Raw genomic sequence first — 16,973 nt, 5'->3', positions numbered from 1 at the left:
GAAAACCTGATGATGGGTTCGAAAAACTTTGCGGACGCACCTCGTGAGGGCTGCGAACAATCTCCTGCGCGGCTGCCTGGCGACGTGTTTCCGTGCTCGGATGCTTGCCCATCGCCTCGGATGGGGGAGGCATCCTTACGCTAGGCGCGTTGCCTGCAGCCGCTTGCGGCGATGATCCGCGGCGCCCGCATGGGGCGTCCGGGAGAGGTCACAGACCGGCGTCGGCGCGCAGCGCGTCGGCCTTGTCGAGCATTTCCCAGGTGAACTCGGGCTCCTCGCGGCCGAAGTGACCGTAGACGGCGGTCTTGGAATAGATGGGGCGCAGGAGGTCCAGCATCTCGATGATGGCGCGCGGGCGCAGGTCGAAGTGCCGGCGCACGAGGGCCTCGATCTTCTCGTCGGGGACCTTGCCGGTGCCGAAGGTCTCGACCATGAGGCTCACCGGGCGGGCCACGCCGATGGCGTAGGCGATCTGCACTTCGCAGCGATCCGCCAGCCCCGCGGCCACGACGTTCTTCGCCACGTAGCGCGCGGCGTAGGCCGCCGAGCGGTCGACCTTGGAAGGATCCTTGCCGCTGAACGCGCCGCCGCCGTGGTGCGCCGCGCCGCCGTAGGTGTCGACGATGATCTTGCGCCCGGTGAGGCCGCAGTCGCCGTGCGGGCCGCCGACGACGAAGCGCCCGGTGGGATTGATGAGATATTTGATGTCGGGGGCGCGCAACTCTGGCGGGATGATCGGATGGATGATCTCCTCGATCACCGCTTCGCGAATCTCGTCGTAGGTGATGTCCGGGTGGTGCTGAGTGGAGAGGACCACGGTCTCCACCTGGGTGGGTTTGCCGTCTACGTAACGCACCGTCACCTGGGATTTGGCGTCGGGCCGCAGCCACGGGAGCCGACCGTCCTTGCGCACTTCGGCCTGGCGCTGCATGAGGCGGTGGGCGTAGTAGATGGGCAGCGGCATGAGCACGGGGGTTTCGTTGCAGGCGTAGCCGAACATCAGGCCCTGGTCGCCGGCGCCCTGGTCGAGCGGGTCGTCGAAAGCTTTGCCCACGCCCTGGGCGATGTCGGGCGATTGGCGGTTGATGGCGGTGAGGATGGCGCAGGACTTGTAGTCGAAACCGATGTCGGAATCGTCGTAGCCGATGCGTCGGATGACGTCCTGCGCGATCTCGCGGTAGTTGGGGTGCGCCTTGGTGGTGATCTCGCCGGAGATGACCACGAGCCCGGTGGAGACGAGGGTCTCGCAGGCGACGCGCCCGTGGGGGTCTTCACCGAGGATGACGTCGAGCACGCCGTCGGAGATCTGGTCGGCGACCTTGTCGGGGTGCCCTTCCGAGACGGATTCGGAGGTGAAGAGGTATTCCTTGGCCATCGATTCGCTCCTTTCGATCCCCATGAGGCGGCGTGCCGGCTCTGGGGATCGGGGAGCGGCGACGCTTTAGCGGTATTTCTTGGGTAGCTCGACTAACCTACTGCATGACGGTTCTTCGAGCTGCCCTTCTCGTCCGCCCCGCAAGTTGTCGGATTAACTCGGCGGATAGAGGATAATTATAAATCTTCTCCAAGGGAATGAGGAAATGTCTCGTTTGCTCGTCGCGTTGCTATGGGTGCTGCATTGGCTGCCGCTGTCGCTGCAGGCGACGATCGGGCGTGGCTTCGGGGCGCTGCTCTTTCACTTGGCGCGCTCGCGCCGGCACGTGGCCGAGGTCAACCTGCGGCTGTGTTTTCCCGAATGGACGGAAGAGGAGCGCCGCGCGGTGTTGCGCGAGCACTTCCGCTTGCTCGGGCGCAGCATCCTCGAGCGGGGGGTCGCCTGGTTCGCTCCGGCTGAGCGCATCCGCCGCTTGGTGCGGCTCGAAGGCAAAGAGGGCGTCGATGCGATTCGGGCCCAAGGGCGGCCAGTGATTCTGCTCGTGCCGCACTTCCTCGGCCTCGATATGGGCGGGACACGGGTGGCGATGGAGTACGACGGGGTCTATGTCTATTCGCGCCAGAAAAAGGATCCCGTGGCCGATCACTGGCTCAACTGGGGGCGTTCACGTTTCGGTGATCAGCTCCAAGTGGCGCGCCAGGACGGCATTCGCCCGGTGGTACGCGCCTTGCGCGCCGGTCGGCCGCTCTACTATCTGCCCGATCTCGATTACGGGCGCAAGGAGTCTGTCTTCGTGCCGTTCTTCGGGGTGCCGGCGGCCACGATCACGGCGCTCTCGCGTCTGGCGCGGCTCACCGGCGCCGCGGTGCTCACCTGCGTCACCGAGATCCTTCCCGACGGGAAGGGCTACGTGACGCGATTCGGCGAGCCTTGGAAGGATTTCCCCACGGAGGATGAGGTGGCCGACGCGGCGCGCATGAACCGTTGGCTCGAAGGCGAGATCTGCCGCATGCCGGCGCAGTACTATTGGGTACATCGCCGCTTCAAGACGCGCCCGCCGGGGGGTGCGTCGGTGTATCGAACAAGGGCATGAGAGGGCCGCCGCTGGTTTTGGGAACCCCAAAGGCGTGCAGCGACATGAATATGTGGCGGTGAGCGGGGGATGAACGAAGCGGGGCTTGCGCTCGCCGCTTCGGTGGCGATGCACGTGACGTGGAACCTGTTGGTGCGCCGTCAGCCGCCGGCGTCTTACCCCTTGTGGTGGGTGTTGCTGGGTCATCTCGTCTTGTTGGCGCCGGTCGGATGGTTTTTGCTCTGGCGCGAGGCGACGTGGTCGCCAGCGCTCTTGGGGGCAATGCTCTTGTCGGCGAGCGGCAACGTGGTGTACTTCGTCGGTCTGCGCAAGGCGTACGAATGTGCGCCGGTGGCGCTGGTCTATCCGCTGGTGCGCAGTTCGCCACTCTTGATCGCCCTGTGGAGCACCGCACTCCTTGGGGAAACGCTGCGGCCAGCGACTTGGGCGGGCATCGTGGTGACGGTGGTGGGATTGCTGCTGCTCGCTTTCGCCGGAACGAGGCCGGGGGCGCAGCGGCGCGCGCTGCCTTGGGCGTTACTGTCGATGCTGGGGACGAGCCTCTATTCGCTCAGCGACAAGGCAGCGACGGCCTACCTTGATTCGTTCGGTGCCGTGCTCGGCTATCTGAGCGTGGGTTATGCGGCGTCGTGGCTCGCCTTGACGCTGCAGTTGCGGCGGGAGCAGGGGGTGTGGGTGCCGCCGCGGCGCATCCGTTTTTCGCTGTTCGTGATCGGCGGTGTGTGCATCGGCATGGCCTATGCGCTGGTGATTCACGCGATGCGTTTCCTGCCGGCCGCCGAGGTGGTGGCGTATACGAACGCCGGCATCGTCGTCGCGAGCGTGCTTTCGATCGCGGTGTTCCGTGAGCGTGAGCATTGGCGTTGGCGGCTGGTGGCAGCCGGAGTGATTACGTTCGGTCTGTTTTTACTTTCCTGCTGAGGGAATGATTCAGGTTGCTTGCGGGATGGGTTGATCGACTGCCGCCGCTCGGGGCGCGAGCCGTTCCGCGAGCGCCGCCACTTCGCCCACCACCAGTAGCGCCGGCGGGGCAAGCTCGGCGGCGGCCGCCAGGGCGGGCAGGCTCGCCAGTGTGCCGACGAGGCGTTCGGCATCGGGCAGGGTCGCGTTGCGTACCACGGCCGCGGGCGTGTCGGCCGGCAGTCCGTGGGCGACGAGTTCGCGGCAGATCGTGGGCAGAGTGCTCACGCCCATGTAGAAGACGACCGTCTGTCGTGGCCGCGCGAGCGCCTCCCAGTCGAGCAGCAGGGCACCGTCTTTGAGGTGACCGGTGACGAAGAGGCAAGATTGCGCATGGTCACGGTGCGTGAGTGGAATGCCCTGGCTCGCGGCCATGCCGCAGGCCGCCGTGATGCCGGGTACGACCGCGAAAGGGATGCCGGCTGCGGCGAGCGCTTCGGCTTCTTCGCCGCCGCGCCCGAAGATGTAGGGGTCGCCTCCCTTGAGCCGCACGACCACTCCGCCGGCCTGCCCCAGTTCGACGAGGAGCGCATTGATCTCTTCCTGGGGCAGCGTATGCCGTCCGGCGCGCTTGCCGACGAAGACGCGCTGCGCCTCGGGGCGGACGCAATCGAGGATGGCCGGGCTCACCAGGTTGTCGTAGACGAGCACGTCGGCTGCCTGCAGCAGGCGCAGCGCCCGGACGGTGAGCAGTTCCGGGTCGCCAGGGCCGGCGCCCACCAGATAGACTTTCTGCACGATCGGTTGCCGGTCCATCGTCTCATCCTTTGCGGTTTGTTCCTGGTTGCGGTTTGTACCACGGTTCGGTCCGTCCATTCATGCCGCTCGGGAAGATCGAAAGAGCCGAGTGTTCAACCGGGGCATCCGTCCGGACGCGGACGGACGAGGTGGGGAGCGAAGCGCCATAGGTATATGAGGTGCGCCAGCGTGAACCAGTCGTGGGTGACTCGCGTGGTGATCGTGCTCATGGGCTTTTTCTGCGTCGGGGCTCATGGCGCGTACTGTAGAGAGGCACGGCACCCGGCGCCTTGATGCGGATCAAGAGGAACGGGGCGAGGCTCGAGGAGCGTCCTTGGCCTCGCTGCGGGAATCACCGGCGGAAAATCTTACCGTCTGTTGATCATTGCGCGGGGGAATTGGCCGAGCGTTGCGTGAGGCGATCCAGCGCTTCCAGAACGGTAGCGGGCGACGGGATCTGACCGATGCTGCCCAGATTGATCGCCGACTGCGCGCGTCCCGGCAAGACGCCGGTGCGTTGCGGGTCGGTATCGGTATAGAGCGCAACGGTGGGAACGCCGAGGGCCGCGGCGAGGTGGACCAATCCCGTATCCACGCCCACCACGGCCCAGGCGCCGGAGAGCAGGGTGGCGAGTTGGGCGAGGCGCAGGCGCGGCAGCACCAGGGCGTGCGGCACCTGGGCGGCAATCGCCTCGGCACGGTCTCGTTCCCGCGCGTTGCCCCAGGGCAAGACGAGCGGGGAACCGGTGGCGGCGAGCGTGCGCCCGAGTTCGACCCAGTGCTCCTTCGGCCACAGCTTGGAGTCGCGGCTGCTGGCGTGCAGGGCGACGACGTAGCGTGCCGGCAGCTCGAGCGGCAAGGGCTGCTGCGGGGCGCGGATGCCGTAGTCGGGGGCCGTCGATGGTGGGGGATAGCCGAGTGCGGTCGCCGCGAGCAGCCGGTTGCGTGTCACGGCGTGCAGCGTACGCGAGACGGCGTGTCGATGGCCATAAAACAGGGAGGCCACCGGCTCGCGGATGGAACGTCGATCGTAACCGTGTTTCTCGCCCCGTGCCAGGAGGGCGATCAGCGCGCTCTTGAGCAATCCCTGGCTGTCGAGGACGAGATCGTAGCAAGACGCCCTGAGTTGCCGGCGAAAAGTGGCGATCTCGCGCCAGGTGGCGGCGGAGAAGAGATCGCGGCGCCAGCGGCGGATCGCCACGGGCAAGACCTGGTCTACCGCAGGATGCAAGGCGGGGATGTCGACGAAACTTTCTTCCACCACCCAGTCGAACCGCATGTCAGGGTAGTGGGTGCGGATGTCGGCGAGGATGGGGAGATTATGGACGACATCGCCCAGGGACGAAGTCTTGATGAGGAGCAGGCGTGGCATGAGGAAATTTTCGCATACAATGATGATTTTGGCCGTACGGCGGCGATGACGGTCTTCGATGAAGTTTGCCTTCGTAATTTTCAAGTATTTTCCCTACGGCGGAGCACAGCGCGACATGCTGCGCATCGCGCGTGATTGCGCGGCACGGGGGCATGCAGTCCGGATCTACACTGGCCAGTGGCGCGGGGATCTACCGGAAGGCGGTATCGAAGTGGTCTGTCTGCCGGCTTCCGGCTGGTTCAATCATCAGCGTCATCAGAATTTGATCGAGGCCATCGCTGCGCGCCTGCGTGAGGACGAGCCGGATCTGGTGGTCGGCTTCAACCGCATGCCCGGCTTGGACGTCTATTACACGGTCGATCCCTGTTTCATCGAACGGGCCCATCGCGAACGTGGTTGGTTATACCGCCGGTCGGGCCGTTACCGTTTTTTCGCCGCGAGCGAAAAGGCGGTCATGGGTCGCGAAAGTTCTTGCCACATCTTGCTCCTGTCGGAGCGTGAAAAAAAAATTTACCAGCGTTGGTATCACACGCCCGATGAGCGTTTTCACCCGCTTCCCCCCAATATTCCACTCGACGCGTTTGCCGGTATCGACCGGAGCGAGGCGCGAAATGCGCTGCGCGCCGAATTCGGGCTGCCTGGCTCGGCCACCGTCGTGTTGATGGTGGGCTCGGTGTTCAAGCGCAAGGGGTTCGATCGTACCCTTCGGGCTTTGGCTTCCCTGCCGCAGCCTTTGCGCTCCAACCTCTGGCTGCTCGCCGTGGGCGAGGATCGGCCGAACGCCCTCATGGCACTCGCCAGGCGCCTGAAGGTGGTGGATCGCCTGATCATCGCCTCTGGCCGTGCAGATGTTCCCCGGTTGATGATGGGCTCCGATCTTCTCGTCCATGCCGCGCGCTCCGAGCTCGCCGGGCTCGTGCTCATCGAGGCCATGACCGCCGGTCTGCCCGTGCTCGTCACCGACGTCTGCGGCTACGCCGAGCACGTCGCGGCGGCTGGCGCTGGTTTGGTACTGCCGTCGCCTTTCGATCAAGGCAAGATGAATGCGGCTTTGGCGCGCATGCTGGCTTCACCCCAGGAGCGCGCGCAATGGGGTGAGGCCGGCAGGCGCTACACCGCGGAGATCGCCGCGCGCCGTTCTCCTACGCTGGAGGCTGAGCTGCTGGAGGAGATCGCCAGGGAAAAGAGGAAAGGCCGTGGTCGAGACTGAATCCATGCAGGCGCAGCGTACCGCAGACGGAGCCAGAGACGCCGTACCTACGTCGCCGCGCTTGACAGGACGGCCGCCCGATCATATCCCCCCGGAGATTCTCGCTCTCTTGCCGCCCGGCGATCCGTTCGAACACGTCATGGCACTGCAGGGTGAGGTGTTTCGCGACGTCCCGGGCCGTCGTACTCTGAGGGTACGCCTGGGGGGCGAATCCTATTTCGTCAAGCAGCATTTTGGGGTGGGGTGGCGCGAGATCTTCAAGAATCTCTTCTCGGGCAAATGGCCCGTGGTGGACGCTGCCGTGGAATGGCGCGCCATCCGGCAGCTCCAAGCCCTGGGCATACCCACCACGCCCGGTGTGGCCTATGCCAGCCGTGGATGGAACCCTGCCCGGCGGCGCTCTTTCGTGATGACGCGCGACCTGGGGGACATCGTCTCGCTCGAAGATCATTGCCGCGATTGGCCGCATGCTCCGCCGCCCTTGACACACAAACGGGCGATCCTCGCCGAAGTCGCGCGCATCGCCCGCACGCTGCACGAACATGGGCTCAATCACCGCGACTTCTATCTCTGCCATTTCTGCCTCGATGGGGAACGCCTGCGGCAGGGGGAAATCCTGATCTATCTCATGGATTTGCATCGTGTCGGTTTGCGTCGCGCCACTTCCTGGCGCGATCGGATGAAAGACCTCGCCGCCTTGTATTTCTCGGCCCTGGACATCGGCCTCAGCCGTCGCGACTGCCTGCGTTTCATTCGCCTCTATCGCGGTAGCCTGCGCCGTACCCTCGTTGGCGAGCGCTCGTTCTGGCGGCAGGTGGATCGCCGGGCGCGCCGGCTCTACCACAAGTTCCACGGGCGCTGGCCGACGACGCCATTCGATGAGATCGAGAATCGACCAGAAGAAGGGCGACCACGATGAAAATATCCTATTCCTCACTACTCGTGATGCTGGCGCTGCTGCTGTCGGCTTTGCTCATCGGGCTCGGCGAGCGGCCGCTGTACAAGATCCAGGAGGTACGAATCGCCGAGACCGCGCGCGAGATGGTGGCAAGCGGCGACTGGCTGGTGCCGCGCTACAACGGTGAGCTGCGGTTGCAAAAGCCGCCGCTGCCCTACTGGCTCACCGCGGCGAGCTACCGATTGTTTGGCGTGAACGAGATCGCCACGCGCCTACCGGCGGTGCTGTTCGGGCTGCTGTCGGCCTTTCTCTTCGCGTTCTGGGGTGCGTCTCGCCTGGGTGAACGGGCATCGGCCAATGCCGCCCTGGTCCTGGTGATCAGTTTCATCGGCCTGCGCTACTTTCGCAGCGGCGAGGCAGACCCGATCCTGCTCTTTTTCATCACCGCCGCCTGCTTCGTGGGCTACGACCTGCTCGAACGCGGCGGGGATGCCCTCCGCCGGCTGCTCTTCGGCCTGCTCCTGGGGCTTGGTTTTCTCAGCAAGGGGCCGGCGGCGCTCGCCGTCCCGCTCCTCACCCTGTTCTCGTGGTCAGTGCTGCAGCGGCGCGGCAGCGGAGTGCGCCATTTCCTGCAAAGCTGCTTCAATCTGCCGGGGTTGGTGGTTCTCCTGATCGTCGCGTTCGGCTGGTATGCCTGGTTGCTGGCGACGCTACCCGATGCTGCCCAGTATTTCATCGGCAGGCAGGTGGATGAAACGTTCGTCAGCGGTACTCATGCCAAGCCGCTGTGGTGGTATCCGCAGCATTTCTTCGAATTCTTCGCCCCATGGGGGATCCTGCTGTTGCCGGCCGGCTGGTGGGCCTATCGGCAACGGGGCTTGGGGAGCCTGCCACCGGTGATCCGTTTCGCCTGGTTGTGGCTGGCGGTGGTGTTCGTTCTGCTGATGCTCACCGTCAACAAGCAGATGCAGTACGCGCTTCTCTTCGCACCGCCGCTTTCCTTGATCCTCGGCCATTATGTGACCGAAGCCGGTGGTGGATTCGCCCGCTGCAACCGGATCTTGTTCTGGCTGTTCTGCGCGGCGGCGATCGCGGCCATGGGGTACCTCGTCTTCAAGAACGGGAACGCGGCATTGGCGTTCTTGCCCTGGCTGGCGCTGCTGGCATTGCCCTTGCTGCTGCACCGCCTGCTGAAAGTCCATGCGCCTGCTTTCCCCGTCCTGTTGGTGGCCGTGGTGAGCGCGGTACTCTATCTTTACGGCGAGGCCAATTTGTCCAAGGAACCGCACAAGACCGCCGCCAAGACCTTGGCTATGCAGCTTCCCGATCCGTCGGTGCCGCTCTATCAGGACCGATCAATCAAAGGCGGGGAGGGTGACGGTGCGCTCTCCTTCTATGCGGGCCGTGTGATTCCGCCGGTGGCGACGAAAGATCTTCCCGCTTTACTCGAGAAACAGGGCGAGATCTGGCTGATCACCGAGCAACCGCCGGCGCTCGAAAGCGTCGAGGTCGACATCGTGGCCTCGGTCGACGAACTCGATCTATGCAGGCTGCGACGCAAACCGTGACTTTTACGCCGGCAATCCGGTTCGACGAGGAGGGGCCGTTCTCCTTGCTTCTGGACGATGGCACGCAGCTGGTCTGCGAGCACGTCGTCCGGCGGGTACCGGGTGCCCGCCTCGTGTGCCGGGCTCGCTGGCAGGGACGGGCGGTCTATGCCAAGATCTTCGTCGGCCCGCGCGCCGCGCGTCATGCCAAGCGCGATCGCCGTGGCGTGCGCTGGCTACAGGAACGGGGCATCGTGACGCCAGCGCTGCTCCATGAGGCGCAGCTGCCCGACGGCGCGGGATGGGCGCTCCTCTTCGAAGCCATCGAGGGTGCCCGTAATGCCGAGGAGCATCTGGCCTCGCTCGGCGGCGATGCTCAGGCTCGCCTGCGCCTGATGGAGGCGTTGGTGGCGGTGGTGGCGAGGCATCACGAGGCGGGATTGCATCAGAGCGATCTCTATCTCAAGAATTTCCTCATCGAGGGAGAGCGCATCCACACGCTGGATGGCGACGGCATTCGGGCAGGACGCTCGCCGCTCGGTCCACGCCGCGCGCTGCGCAATCTGGCGCAACTGCTCTCCAAGTTCGACGTCGAGGACGAGGTCCACCTGCCCCATCTGCTGCAGGTCTACGCCAAAGTGCGTGGCTGGCAGACCGATGCCCGGATGTTGCGCCGTCTCGCCAAGGCCGTCTGGCAGCATCGCCATGAAGTGGCGCAAGAGTACGCCATGAGCAAAGTCCTGCGCAGCTGTACCGACGTGCGGGTGGAAAGGCGCTGGAATCGTTTCCTGGCCGTGGCTCGCCCTGAAGAGGATCCCGGGCTGCACGAGCTCCTCGAGCGCCCCGATGCTTGGCTGGAGGGCCCGGCCAGCCGCCGCCTCAAGACGGGCAATACCTGCACAGTCGGTGTCGTGACCACCGGCGCGCGGCGCGTCGTGATCAAGCGCTACAACGTCAAAAATTTTTGGCACGGTCTGAAGATCGCCCTGCGCCGTTCCCGTGCCGCCCGTTCCTGGTGCAATGCCCATCTGCTGCGCATGTACGGCATCGCCACGGCGCGCCCTTTGGCCCTCGTGGAGCGCCGCTTTGGCCCGGTACGGCGACAGGCCTATTTCTTCGCCGAATGGGTGGACGGCCCCGATGTCGCCGAACGATTCGCCGATCCCTCGGTCAGCGAAGAACTGCGGCGCGACCTCGCCCTGCGCCTGGCCCAACTCTTGCACAAGCTGTACCTGCTGGGCATCGAGCACGGCGATCTCAAGGCCGACAACCTCAAGATCATCGACCGGGAACCGTGGCTGCTGGATCTGGATGCCTTGCGCCAATACCGCCACGCACGTGGAGCATGGTACCGCAGGCGTCACGCCCGGGATCTACGCCGTTTCCTGCAAAATTGGCAAGGCGAACCGCGGATCCGCGCGATGCTCGAATCGGCCTTGCGGCGAGTCTATGGACCGGATCCCGTCCTGAAACGGGCGGGGATCGAAATCATCGAAGAACGAGAGAGCACGACATGAAAATCCTGGGATTGTCGGGTGCCTTGGGGCATGACCCCTCGGCTGCGCTGTATATCGACGGCAAGCTGGTAGCCGCGGCCGAAGAAGAGCGTTTCGTGCGCGACAAGCACGCCAAGAACCGAATGCCTTATGAATCGGCGAAATTCTGCCTGCAATTGGCTGGCATTCGACCGCACGAAGTGGATGCGGTGGCCATCCCTTATGCCCCGATCCCTCTCTTTGGCAGTCCGGCGCGTTGGCATTATGCCCGGCGTTATTGGTACGCGCCCGATCGGGCGTTGGATGCGATCTTTGCCGGCAATCGCCGTTTCTGGCGCTACCGGAAACGCATCGAATGGTGCCTGCAGCAGCTCGGTTTCGATCCGAAAAAGACCGAAATCATCCCGGTGGAACACCACCTGGCCCATGCCGCCAGTGCCTACTACTGCTCCGGCTTTCGCGACAAGACGGCGATCCTGTGCATCGACGGCAAAGGAGAGTATGCAACCACTTTCTTCGGCTACGGTGAAAACGGCGTCATCCACAAGATCAAGGAATTCTACGACCCCGATTCCCTGGCAGGCCTCTATGGGGCGCTGACCGAATACCTCGGTTTCGAGATGCTCGACGGCGAATACAAGGTGATGGGCATGGCGCCGTACGGTGACCCCACCCGCTACGATTTCTCGCGTCTGGCGCGCTTCGAGAACGGCGAGCTGGTGGTCAATACCGACTACGTCAACGTCGTTGGCCTGCGCCGCTACAAGGAAAAAGGCAAGGGGTACTACTTTTCGCCCAAGCTGATCGAATGGCTGGGACCGCGGCGAGAGGGCGACGACGTCGACGAACCCTACATCCATTACGCCGCGAGTATCCAGGCACTCTTCGAGCGACTGGCGCTCGAAATGATGGACTATTATCTCGGAGACATCATCCGGGAAACCGGTCGGATCGCCTTCGCCGGCGGTGGGGCGCTCAACGTCAAGCTCAACCAGAAGATCGTCGCCCGGCCCGAAGTCAAGGAACTCTTCGTGCAGCCGGCCGCGGGAGACGCCGGCACCGCCGTGGGGGCCGCCGCCTACGTCAGCATGCAGCGCGGTGTGCCGGTGGAAAAGATGGAACACGTCTATCTCGGGCCGGCATACACCAACGAAGAAATCATCGCCGCCTGCGCCAAGCATCCAGCGCGCCCGCGATGGCAGAAGATCGACGACGTGCCCGTGCGGATCGCCCGGATCTTGGCCGACGGCCATCCAGTGGCTTGGTTTCAGGGGCGCATGGAGTTCGGCCCGCGCGCCCTGGGTGCTCGCTCCATCCTTGGCTGCCCGAGCGTGCCCGGCATCGCCGACCGCATCAACGCCCAGATCAAATTCCGCGAACGGTGGCGACCGTTCTGCCCCAGTATGCTCGACACCGTTGCGCCCCGGATGCTGCAAACCCACCATCCCGCCCCCTTCATGACCATCACCTTCGAGGTGGCTCCCGAATGGAGGCAGCGGGTGCCGGAGGTGGTCCATGAGGACGGGACTGCCCGCGCCCAAGTGCTGCGGCGCGAGCACAACCCGCGCTACTACGACCTGATGCTGGAGCTGGAGAAACTCACCGGCAACGGCGTGGTGCTCAACACCTCGCTCAACCGGCGCGGCGAACCCATGGTGTGTAGTCCGAGCGATGCTCTAGACATGTTCTTCGGTTCCGATCTCCAGTACCTCATCATGGAGGATGTCCTGGTGACCAAGGAGGGGACGTCGTGATGGATGCCCGAACGTTTGCTGCCGGACTCTGTGCGATCGGCGTGCCGAAGTCGGTATCGCAGATCCTCTGACGAGACGCCACAGGAACGCCCATGTCCTTCGCCCCGGCGAGCGCACCGCCCCTTGAGGAAGACGCCCTCTATCGGCGACTGCTCTTCGTCACTTTTTTGCTTGGTGCGCTGGTGTTTTACTGGGGATTGGGCGACATCGCGCTCCTGTCCTTCAACGAGGCGCGTCGCGCCGTTCCGGCCGAGGGCATGTTCCGCAGCGGCGACTGGCTGCTGCCCCGGCTCAACGGCGAGCTCTATCTCGCCAAGCCTCCTTTGCTCTACTGGCTGGCGGCGGCCTGCGCTTGGCTCTTCGGTGCGACCAACGAATGGGCGGTGCGCTTACCCTCGGCGCTCGCAGCGAGCCTGTGCGTGTGGGTCTGCTACCGCCATGCGCGGCGGGTGTTCGGATCGTGGCCGGCCTTGTTCGCGACGCAGATCCTCATCGCCAACGCCGGTTTCGCCGTTTTTGCCCGGCGCGCCGAAATCGAGATGCTGCTCACCACTTTGTGCGTCGCCTCCTTGCTCGCCGCCTTGCGCTACGTTCAGGGTGAGGGTGGACGCGCCTGGTTGTGGCTGAGCTATGGACTTTTGGGGTTGGCCATGCTCACCAAGGGGCCGCTGGTCTTGCTCTTCGTCACGCTGCCGCTCCTCGCCTTGGCCCTGTCATCGCGCGGCACGCGTCATTGGCAGGCTCTCTATGACCCATTGGGGTGGCTCATTTTTTTGCTGGTAGGGCTTTCCTGGTATGCGGTGGTCACCTGGAAACTGGGCTGGGACGTGTGGACATCCATCATCCAGGTCGACATGGTCGACAAAATCCAGGAATCCACCTCGGATCCATTTTATGATTATATCATTTGGATTGTCGGGGATTTCTTCCCGGTATCCCTCTTGTTGCTGATTCGACCGATCACGACCGTACGGCGATGGTGGCGCGATCGCGACTGCAAGGGCTTGCTCCTCGCCGTTGCGATCCCCTTTCTGCTCTATTCACTCTTCAGCAACAAGCACGCCAAGTATCTGCTGCCGATCTATCCGCTTTTGGCGCTTTTGCTGGGCAAGCGCCTCGCCGAGCTCCTCGAGACGGGCGGCGCGCGACTGCGTCGCACGGTGCTGGCACTGGGGATCGCCTTGCCGGCGCTTTATGCGCTCTATTTCGGCCTTGTCGAATCGAAGATCTACGATTACCGCGTCGCGGTTTTTCCGCAGTTCACCCAATGGCTGCACACGGCTCCGGCCTTGCCGCTGTTTGGCTACCATGACCTCGACGAACGCCTGCTCTATTATGCTCAACGCGACATTCCCGTGATCGACGACGCGCGCCTGCAAGAACTACGTACACATCATCCCGACATGATGGTCTTGGCCGAGGGCTCCGACGCCGAGAAGATCGCGCCACAGGCGGATTGCCGCCTCCGCACGTTCACGCCATATCTGAAACGTAGCAAGACACTGACGGTGTTCGGGTTTGGAGTTGCCTGTGGGAAGGAATCCCGATGAGCATCTATTTTGCACCAAGCAATACCAGGCCGTGCCGACATCATGGCCTTTGTATTGCAAAAGGATTTCATGTATGTTTTTTTGCTTGCAGTGCGCCGACGATTCTGCTGCGGACGACGAGGCGATAGGGTGTGGGCAGCGTGGCGGGCAAGGCAGCTGTTCAGTGGGTGATTCGCAAGAGATTGGAGACCGGTCGATGGATTCGAGCGAGAGTTGGCATGTCGTCGTTGGTATTTGCACGTTTCGGCGTCCCAAGATGCTGCGCCGCTGTCTTGCCTCGGTATTGGCGCAAGAGTGCCCGGCGCAGTGGAAAGTCGAGATCGTGGTCGTCGACAACGATGCCGAATCGGATTCGTCGGAGACGATAAGAAGTGCGTTTTCCGAATCAAAGTATCCAATCCATTACTTCATCGAACCGCGACGTGGCATCCCTTATGCCAGGAACGCCGTGTGTCGTTTTGCGGTTTCCAGAGATGCGGATTTCATTGTTTTCATCGACGATGACGAGGAGGCCGATCCAGGGTGGCTGATGGCCTTTGCTAGAGGGTTGGAGGCGTATGATGCGGATGCCTACGTAGGACCCGTGCGCCCTGTTTTTCCTCCAGGCTATCAGGATTGGTTGGAAAGAAAGCGCTTCGCCTCGACCAAGCATGGTGCCTTGCTCAGGCGCGCTGCCACGAACAACGTCATGTTTCGTACCAGTCTCCTCGGACCAGAAGGCGGGTTGCTGCAATTCGATACGAACATGGCTTTGACGGGAGGAGAAGATAAAGATTTTTTCATGCGATTGGTTCATCGTGGCGGCCGCATTGTTTATCTCAGCGACGCAGTGGTGTCGGAAGTCGTCCTGCCTAACCGGTTAACTATTCGGTGGCGCCTGAAACGCCAATATTGTTCGAGGGCGAATCGCATCTATGTCGAGTTGAAGCTGTTCGGAGCCAAAAAAACCGCACGCCGTGCCGCCAAGGAACTCGTGCAGTATGGGGTAAAGGGGACGCTGCGTCTCGTCTTCGCGCCGGTGATGCTCTTCGGCGGCTATCGGAAATTCAAGCGCAGCTGGTACTATGGTCTCAAGCATTTCGCCACAGTAGGGGGAATCATCGCAGGGTTGCGCAGGCGTCAAGTGCAGTTTTATCGCGAGACCGATGGCTATTGAGCGGGATATGGTAGCGGCGCTTTCCGTTTTCCATGCGCGCTGGTAATGGCTTGATGGCCTATCCCCTGCGTCAGAATGATAGTTGTCGCCTTGAAAGTTTAGGGGCGATAGAGGAACAAGGGTGTGGCGGGATACGAATGAGCCTGCAAAGACAAAAACGAGATCGTTGCTGCTGGAGAATCACTGTCTCCCTGATTTCTTGCCGTACCTGAAAAAGAGTAAGTCGCTGACGGTATCGGGTTTGGCGCCGCTGCGGGGGAATTCTGATGATTGTCTATTTTACCAAGCAATACCAGGCCGTGCCGGCATTGTGGCCCTTGTATCACGCTCTGGGCGGCGTGTTCGTCACCACGCGCCCGAGCACGCGGCGGGCCTTGCGCCGGGTCTATCCAGGAACGCGCGTGGCCCTCTTGCGCGAGGCGTTCGGACGCTTTTCTCGCGGCGACGAGCTGTTACGCCAAGCCGATGCCATCGTCACCGGTTCCCCTAACCGTGCGCTGCTCTCACGCTATTCGGCCGAGAAGTACATGGTGTTCCATGGTACCTATGCATTCATGTCTAAGGTCGAGATTGACGGGTTGCGCCATTTTGATCATATCTGCGTCATCGGGCCGAGAATGTACGATGTGCTGGCCGGGGCGGGGTTGCAGGACAAACTGTTTCATTCCGGATATCTACCGTTTCTCGATTTCCCCGAGCGCGATCCGGATATGCGTCATGAATTTTTGCTGCAGGCAGGTCTCGATCCGGCCGCGAAGACCCTCCTGTACTTGCCCAGGGGCAAACCGTATGGTTCTTGGGACGTGATGGCGGAAAAACTGCTAAAGAACGTGCCTTCCCAATACAACCTGATTCTGCGCCCACACCCCAGCCAGTCGGTGACTGCGCGCATCAAGGACCGGCTCGGCTTCATGCGCCTGCAGCGGCTTCGCCGGGAGCGCGGCAATGCCTTGCTGGATCTGACTTCCTGCAAACTGTCGACATTGTTTGCCATTAGTGATCTGGTGATAACCGATGGTGCATCTTCGCCTGAGGAAGCGCTCTACTATGACCTGCCGCTGTTGTTCGTGGAGAGTGCAGGCTCGTCACGTGATGCAATCGCCGCCATGATGCGCAGCAAGGAGATCCAAGAGGAGTACATTGCCAAGTTGCTGACCATCTACGATTGCGGCATGCGCATGACGCCGGATAGTCGAGATATGGCGCAAATCATCGACGCATCACTGGCGGAGTCCGATCATTTTCAGCCGCAGAGAGAAGCATATTTCAAATGGGTCTTCGGCGATCGGAGCAAGGTGAGGCAGCAGAATCTGATCCGTCAGTTGGCGCTGTTTGCCGACTGATTCTGCGTATAAAGAGGAAAAAGCTGCGCCATAGGGATGTCAATGGCCATTGACACCTGACGTCTAGTCGATACCTCTCTGCAGGCAGTAATCCATCAGGATACGCTCGCGATGCCATTCCCCTGCCATGGGTGCGTCAGCGAATTCATGGAAGGATGGCGTGCCCAGTGTCCAATGCAGCAATTTGGCATTCGGGTTGGCGCCGAATTCGTCGGGCAGCCAGTTCCATACCTTCGGTAGTTCTCCGATGAGGTCGTCGGTCAGCCATGTAAAGCGATGCAACTGCGAACCGGTTGCGTGTTGCACGAAATCGGCTGTCAGCACCCTGTTGGCCTCATGGCCGCAGTTCCACAGGATGACGCTGGACCAGTTTTTGCGAGGATAATCTTCGTTCTTTGCGCCCAGATACTTCTGCTTCATGCGGGTCTTGTAGTCGTGCTTCACCACCATGACCGCCTTGCTGGGGTCGCGCATCTCCCAC

The 16,973-nt window shown here is 62.7% G+C and carries 13 protein-coding genes and 1 pseudogene; 10 read left to right on the top strand and 4 right to left on the bottom strand.

Annotated elements, in window-relative coordinates:
- Positions 1–208 precede the first annotated feature (208 nt).
- On the bottom strand, positions 209–1,375 hold the full coding sequence (metK, locus tag EPD80_RS05835; protein WP_142810215.1) for a methionine adenosyltransferase: 1,167 nt from the start codon (positions 1,373–1,375) through the stop codon (positions 209–211).
- A gap of 205 nt (positions 1,376–1,580) precedes the next feature.
- Between metK and EPD80_RS05830 the strand changes: the two genes are divergently transcribed.
- Positions 1,581–2,468 (top strand): lysophospholipid acyltransferase family protein, encoded by an 888-nt coding sequence (locus EPD80_RS05830; protein ID WP_142810213.1) that lies wholly within the window; start codon positions 1,581–1,583, stop codon positions 2,466–2,468.
- Between the two features lie 69 nt (positions 2,469–2,537).
- On the top strand, positions 2,538–3,389 hold the full coding sequence (locus EPD80_RS05825; RefSeq protein ID WP_142805344.1) for an EamA family transporter: 852 nt from the start codon (positions 2,538–2,540) through the stop codon (positions 3,387–3,389).
- Between the two features lie 9 nt (positions 3,390–3,398).
- Here the strand turns inward: EPD80_RS05825 and cobA are convergent, their stop codons facing one another.
- Together cobA and waaC are read right to left on the bottom strand one after the other, a co-directional pair.
- Positions 3,399–4,184, bottom strand: a complete 786-nt coding sequence (gene cobA / locus EPD80_RS05820) for a uroporphyrinogen-III C-methyltransferase (RefSeq protein WP_221928874.1) — start codon at positions 4,182–4,184, stop codon at positions 3,399–3,401.
- A gap of 364 nt (positions 4,185–4,548) precedes the next feature.
- Positions 4,549–5,538: a lipopolysaccharide heptosyltransferase I gene (waaC, locus tag EPD80_RS05815; protein WP_142810209.1), complete on the bottom strand. Its 990-nt coding sequence runs from the start codon at positions 5,536–5,538 to the stop codon at positions 4,549–4,551.
- Positions 5,539–5,596: 58 nt separating this feature from the next.
- On the opposite strand from waaC, the gene EPD80_RS05810 reads away from it, so the two are divergent.
- From EPD80_RS05810 to EPD80_RS05775, 8 genes are all read left to right on the top strand, one after another.
- Positions 5,597–6,748, top strand: coding sequence for a glycosyltransferase family 4 protein (locus EPD80_RS05810; protein WP_142810207.1), 1,152 nt, complete (start codon positions 5,597–5,599; stop codon positions 6,746–6,748).
- On the top strand, positions 6,735–7,667 hold the full coding sequence (gene rfaP / locus EPD80_RS05805; RefSeq protein ID WP_221928873.1) for a lipopolysaccharide core heptose(I) kinase RfaP: 933 nt from the start codon (positions 6,735–6,737) through the stop codon (positions 7,665–7,667). The genes EPD80_RS05810 and rfaP overlap by 14 nt, the downstream gene beginning before the upstream one ends.
- Positions 7,664–9,214, top strand: a complete 1,551-nt coding sequence (locus tag EPD80_RS05800) for an ArnT family glycosyltransferase (protein ID WP_142810205.1) — start codon at positions 7,664–7,666, stop codon at positions 9,212–9,214. Before rfaP ends, EPD80_RS05800 begins: the two co-directional genes overlap by 4 nt.
- Positions 9,190–10,710: a lipopolysaccharide kinase InaA family protein gene (locus EPD80_RS05795; protein WP_142810203.1), complete on the top strand. Its 1,521-nt coding sequence runs from the start codon at positions 9,190–9,192 to the stop codon at positions 10,708–10,710. The genes EPD80_RS05800 and EPD80_RS05795 overlap by 25 nt, the downstream gene beginning before the upstream one ends.
- Positions 10,707–12,443 (top strand): carbamoyltransferase family protein, encoded by a 1,737-nt coding sequence (locus EPD80_RS05790; RefSeq protein ID WP_142810201.1) that lies wholly within the window; start codon positions 10,707–10,709, stop codon positions 12,441–12,443. The genes EPD80_RS05795 and EPD80_RS05790 overlap by 4 nt, the downstream gene beginning before the upstream one ends.
- 92 nt (positions 12,444–12,535) lie before the next feature.
- Complete coding sequence (locus tag EPD80_RS05785; RefSeq protein ID WP_142810199.1) at positions 12,536–13,993, top strand: ArnT family glycosyltransferase; 1,458 nt, start codon at positions 12,536–12,538, stop codon at positions 13,991–13,993.
- A gap of 196 nt (positions 13,994–14,189) precedes the next feature.
- Positions 14,190–15,149, top strand: a complete 960-nt coding sequence (locus EPD80_RS05780) for a glycosyltransferase (RefSeq protein WP_185957722.1) — start codon at positions 14,190–14,192, stop codon at positions 15,147–15,149.
- Positions 15,150–15,415: 266 nt separating this feature from the next.
- On the top strand, positions 15,416–16,492 hold the full coding sequence (locus EPD80_RS05775; protein WP_142810195.1) for a hypothetical protein: 1,077 nt from the start codon (positions 15,416–15,418) through the stop codon (positions 16,490–16,492).
- 63 nt (positions 16,493–16,555) lie between these two features.
- Here EPD80_RS05775 and EPD80_RS05770 read toward each other — a convergent pair.
- Positions 16,556–16,973 (bottom strand): annotated as a pseudogene (locus tag EPD80_RS05770) (glycosyltransferase); the annotation flags it as partial.

Origin of the sequence: Tepidiphilus olei, from assembly GCF_006980705.1 — a bacterium.
Classification (GTDB): Bacteria; Pseudomonadota; Gammaproteobacteria; order Burkholderiales; family Rhodocyclaceae; genus Tepidiphilus; species Tepidiphilus olei.
Note: the sequence above shows the minus strand (reverse complement) of the source record. Positions and strands in the feature narration are given on the sequence as shown.

Bases quoted from the DNA above. Each gene is read 5' to 3' on its own strand.
- EPD80_RS05830 (WP_142810213.1), top strand. From the start codon at position 1,581: ATGTCTCGTTTGCTCGTCGCGTTGCTATGGGTGCTGCATTGGCTGCCG.
- EPD80_RS05775 (WP_142810195.1), top strand. From the start codon at position 15,416: ATGATTGTCTATTTTACCAAGCAATACCAGGCCGTGCCGGCATTGTGG.
- EPD80_RS05810 (WP_142810207.1), top strand. From the start codon at position 5,597: ATGAAGTTTGCCTTCGTAATTTTCAAGTATTTTCCCTACGGCGGAGCA.
- EPD80_RS05790 (WP_142810201.1), top strand. From the start codon at position 10,707: ATGAAAATCCTGGGATTGTCGGGTGCCTTGGGGCATGACCCCTCGGCT.
- EPD80_RS05800 (WP_142810205.1), top strand. From the start codon at position 7,664: ATGAAAATATCCTATTCCTCACTACTCGTGATGCTGGCGCTGCTGCTG.
- cobA (WP_221928874.1), bottom strand. From the start codon at position 4,184: ATGGACCGGCAACCGATCGTGCAGAAAGTCTATCTGGTGGGCGCCGGC.
- metK (WP_142810215.1), bottom strand. From the start codon at position 1,375: ATGGCCAAGGAATACCTCTTCACCTCCGAATCCGTCTCGGAAGGGCAC.
- EPD80_RS05825 (WP_142805344.1), top strand. From the start codon at position 2,538: ATGAACGAAGCGGGGCTTGCGCTCGCCGCTTCGGTGGCGATGCACGTG.
- EPD80_RS05795 (WP_142810203.1), top strand. From the start codon at position 9,190: ATGCAGGCTGCGACGCAAACCGTGACTTTTACGCCGGCAATCCGGTTC.
- EPD80_RS05780 (WP_185957722.1), top strand. From the start codon at position 14,190: ATGGATTCGAGCGAGAGTTGGCATGTCGTCGTTGGTATTTGCACGTTT.
- waaC (WP_142810209.1), bottom strand. From the start codon at position 5,538: ATGCCACGCCTGCTCCTCATCAAGACTTCGTCCCTGGGCGATGTCGTC.
- EPD80_RS05785 (WP_142810199.1), top strand. From the start codon at position 12,536: ATGTCCTTCGCCCCGGCGAGCGCACCGCCCCTTGAGGAAGACGCCCTC.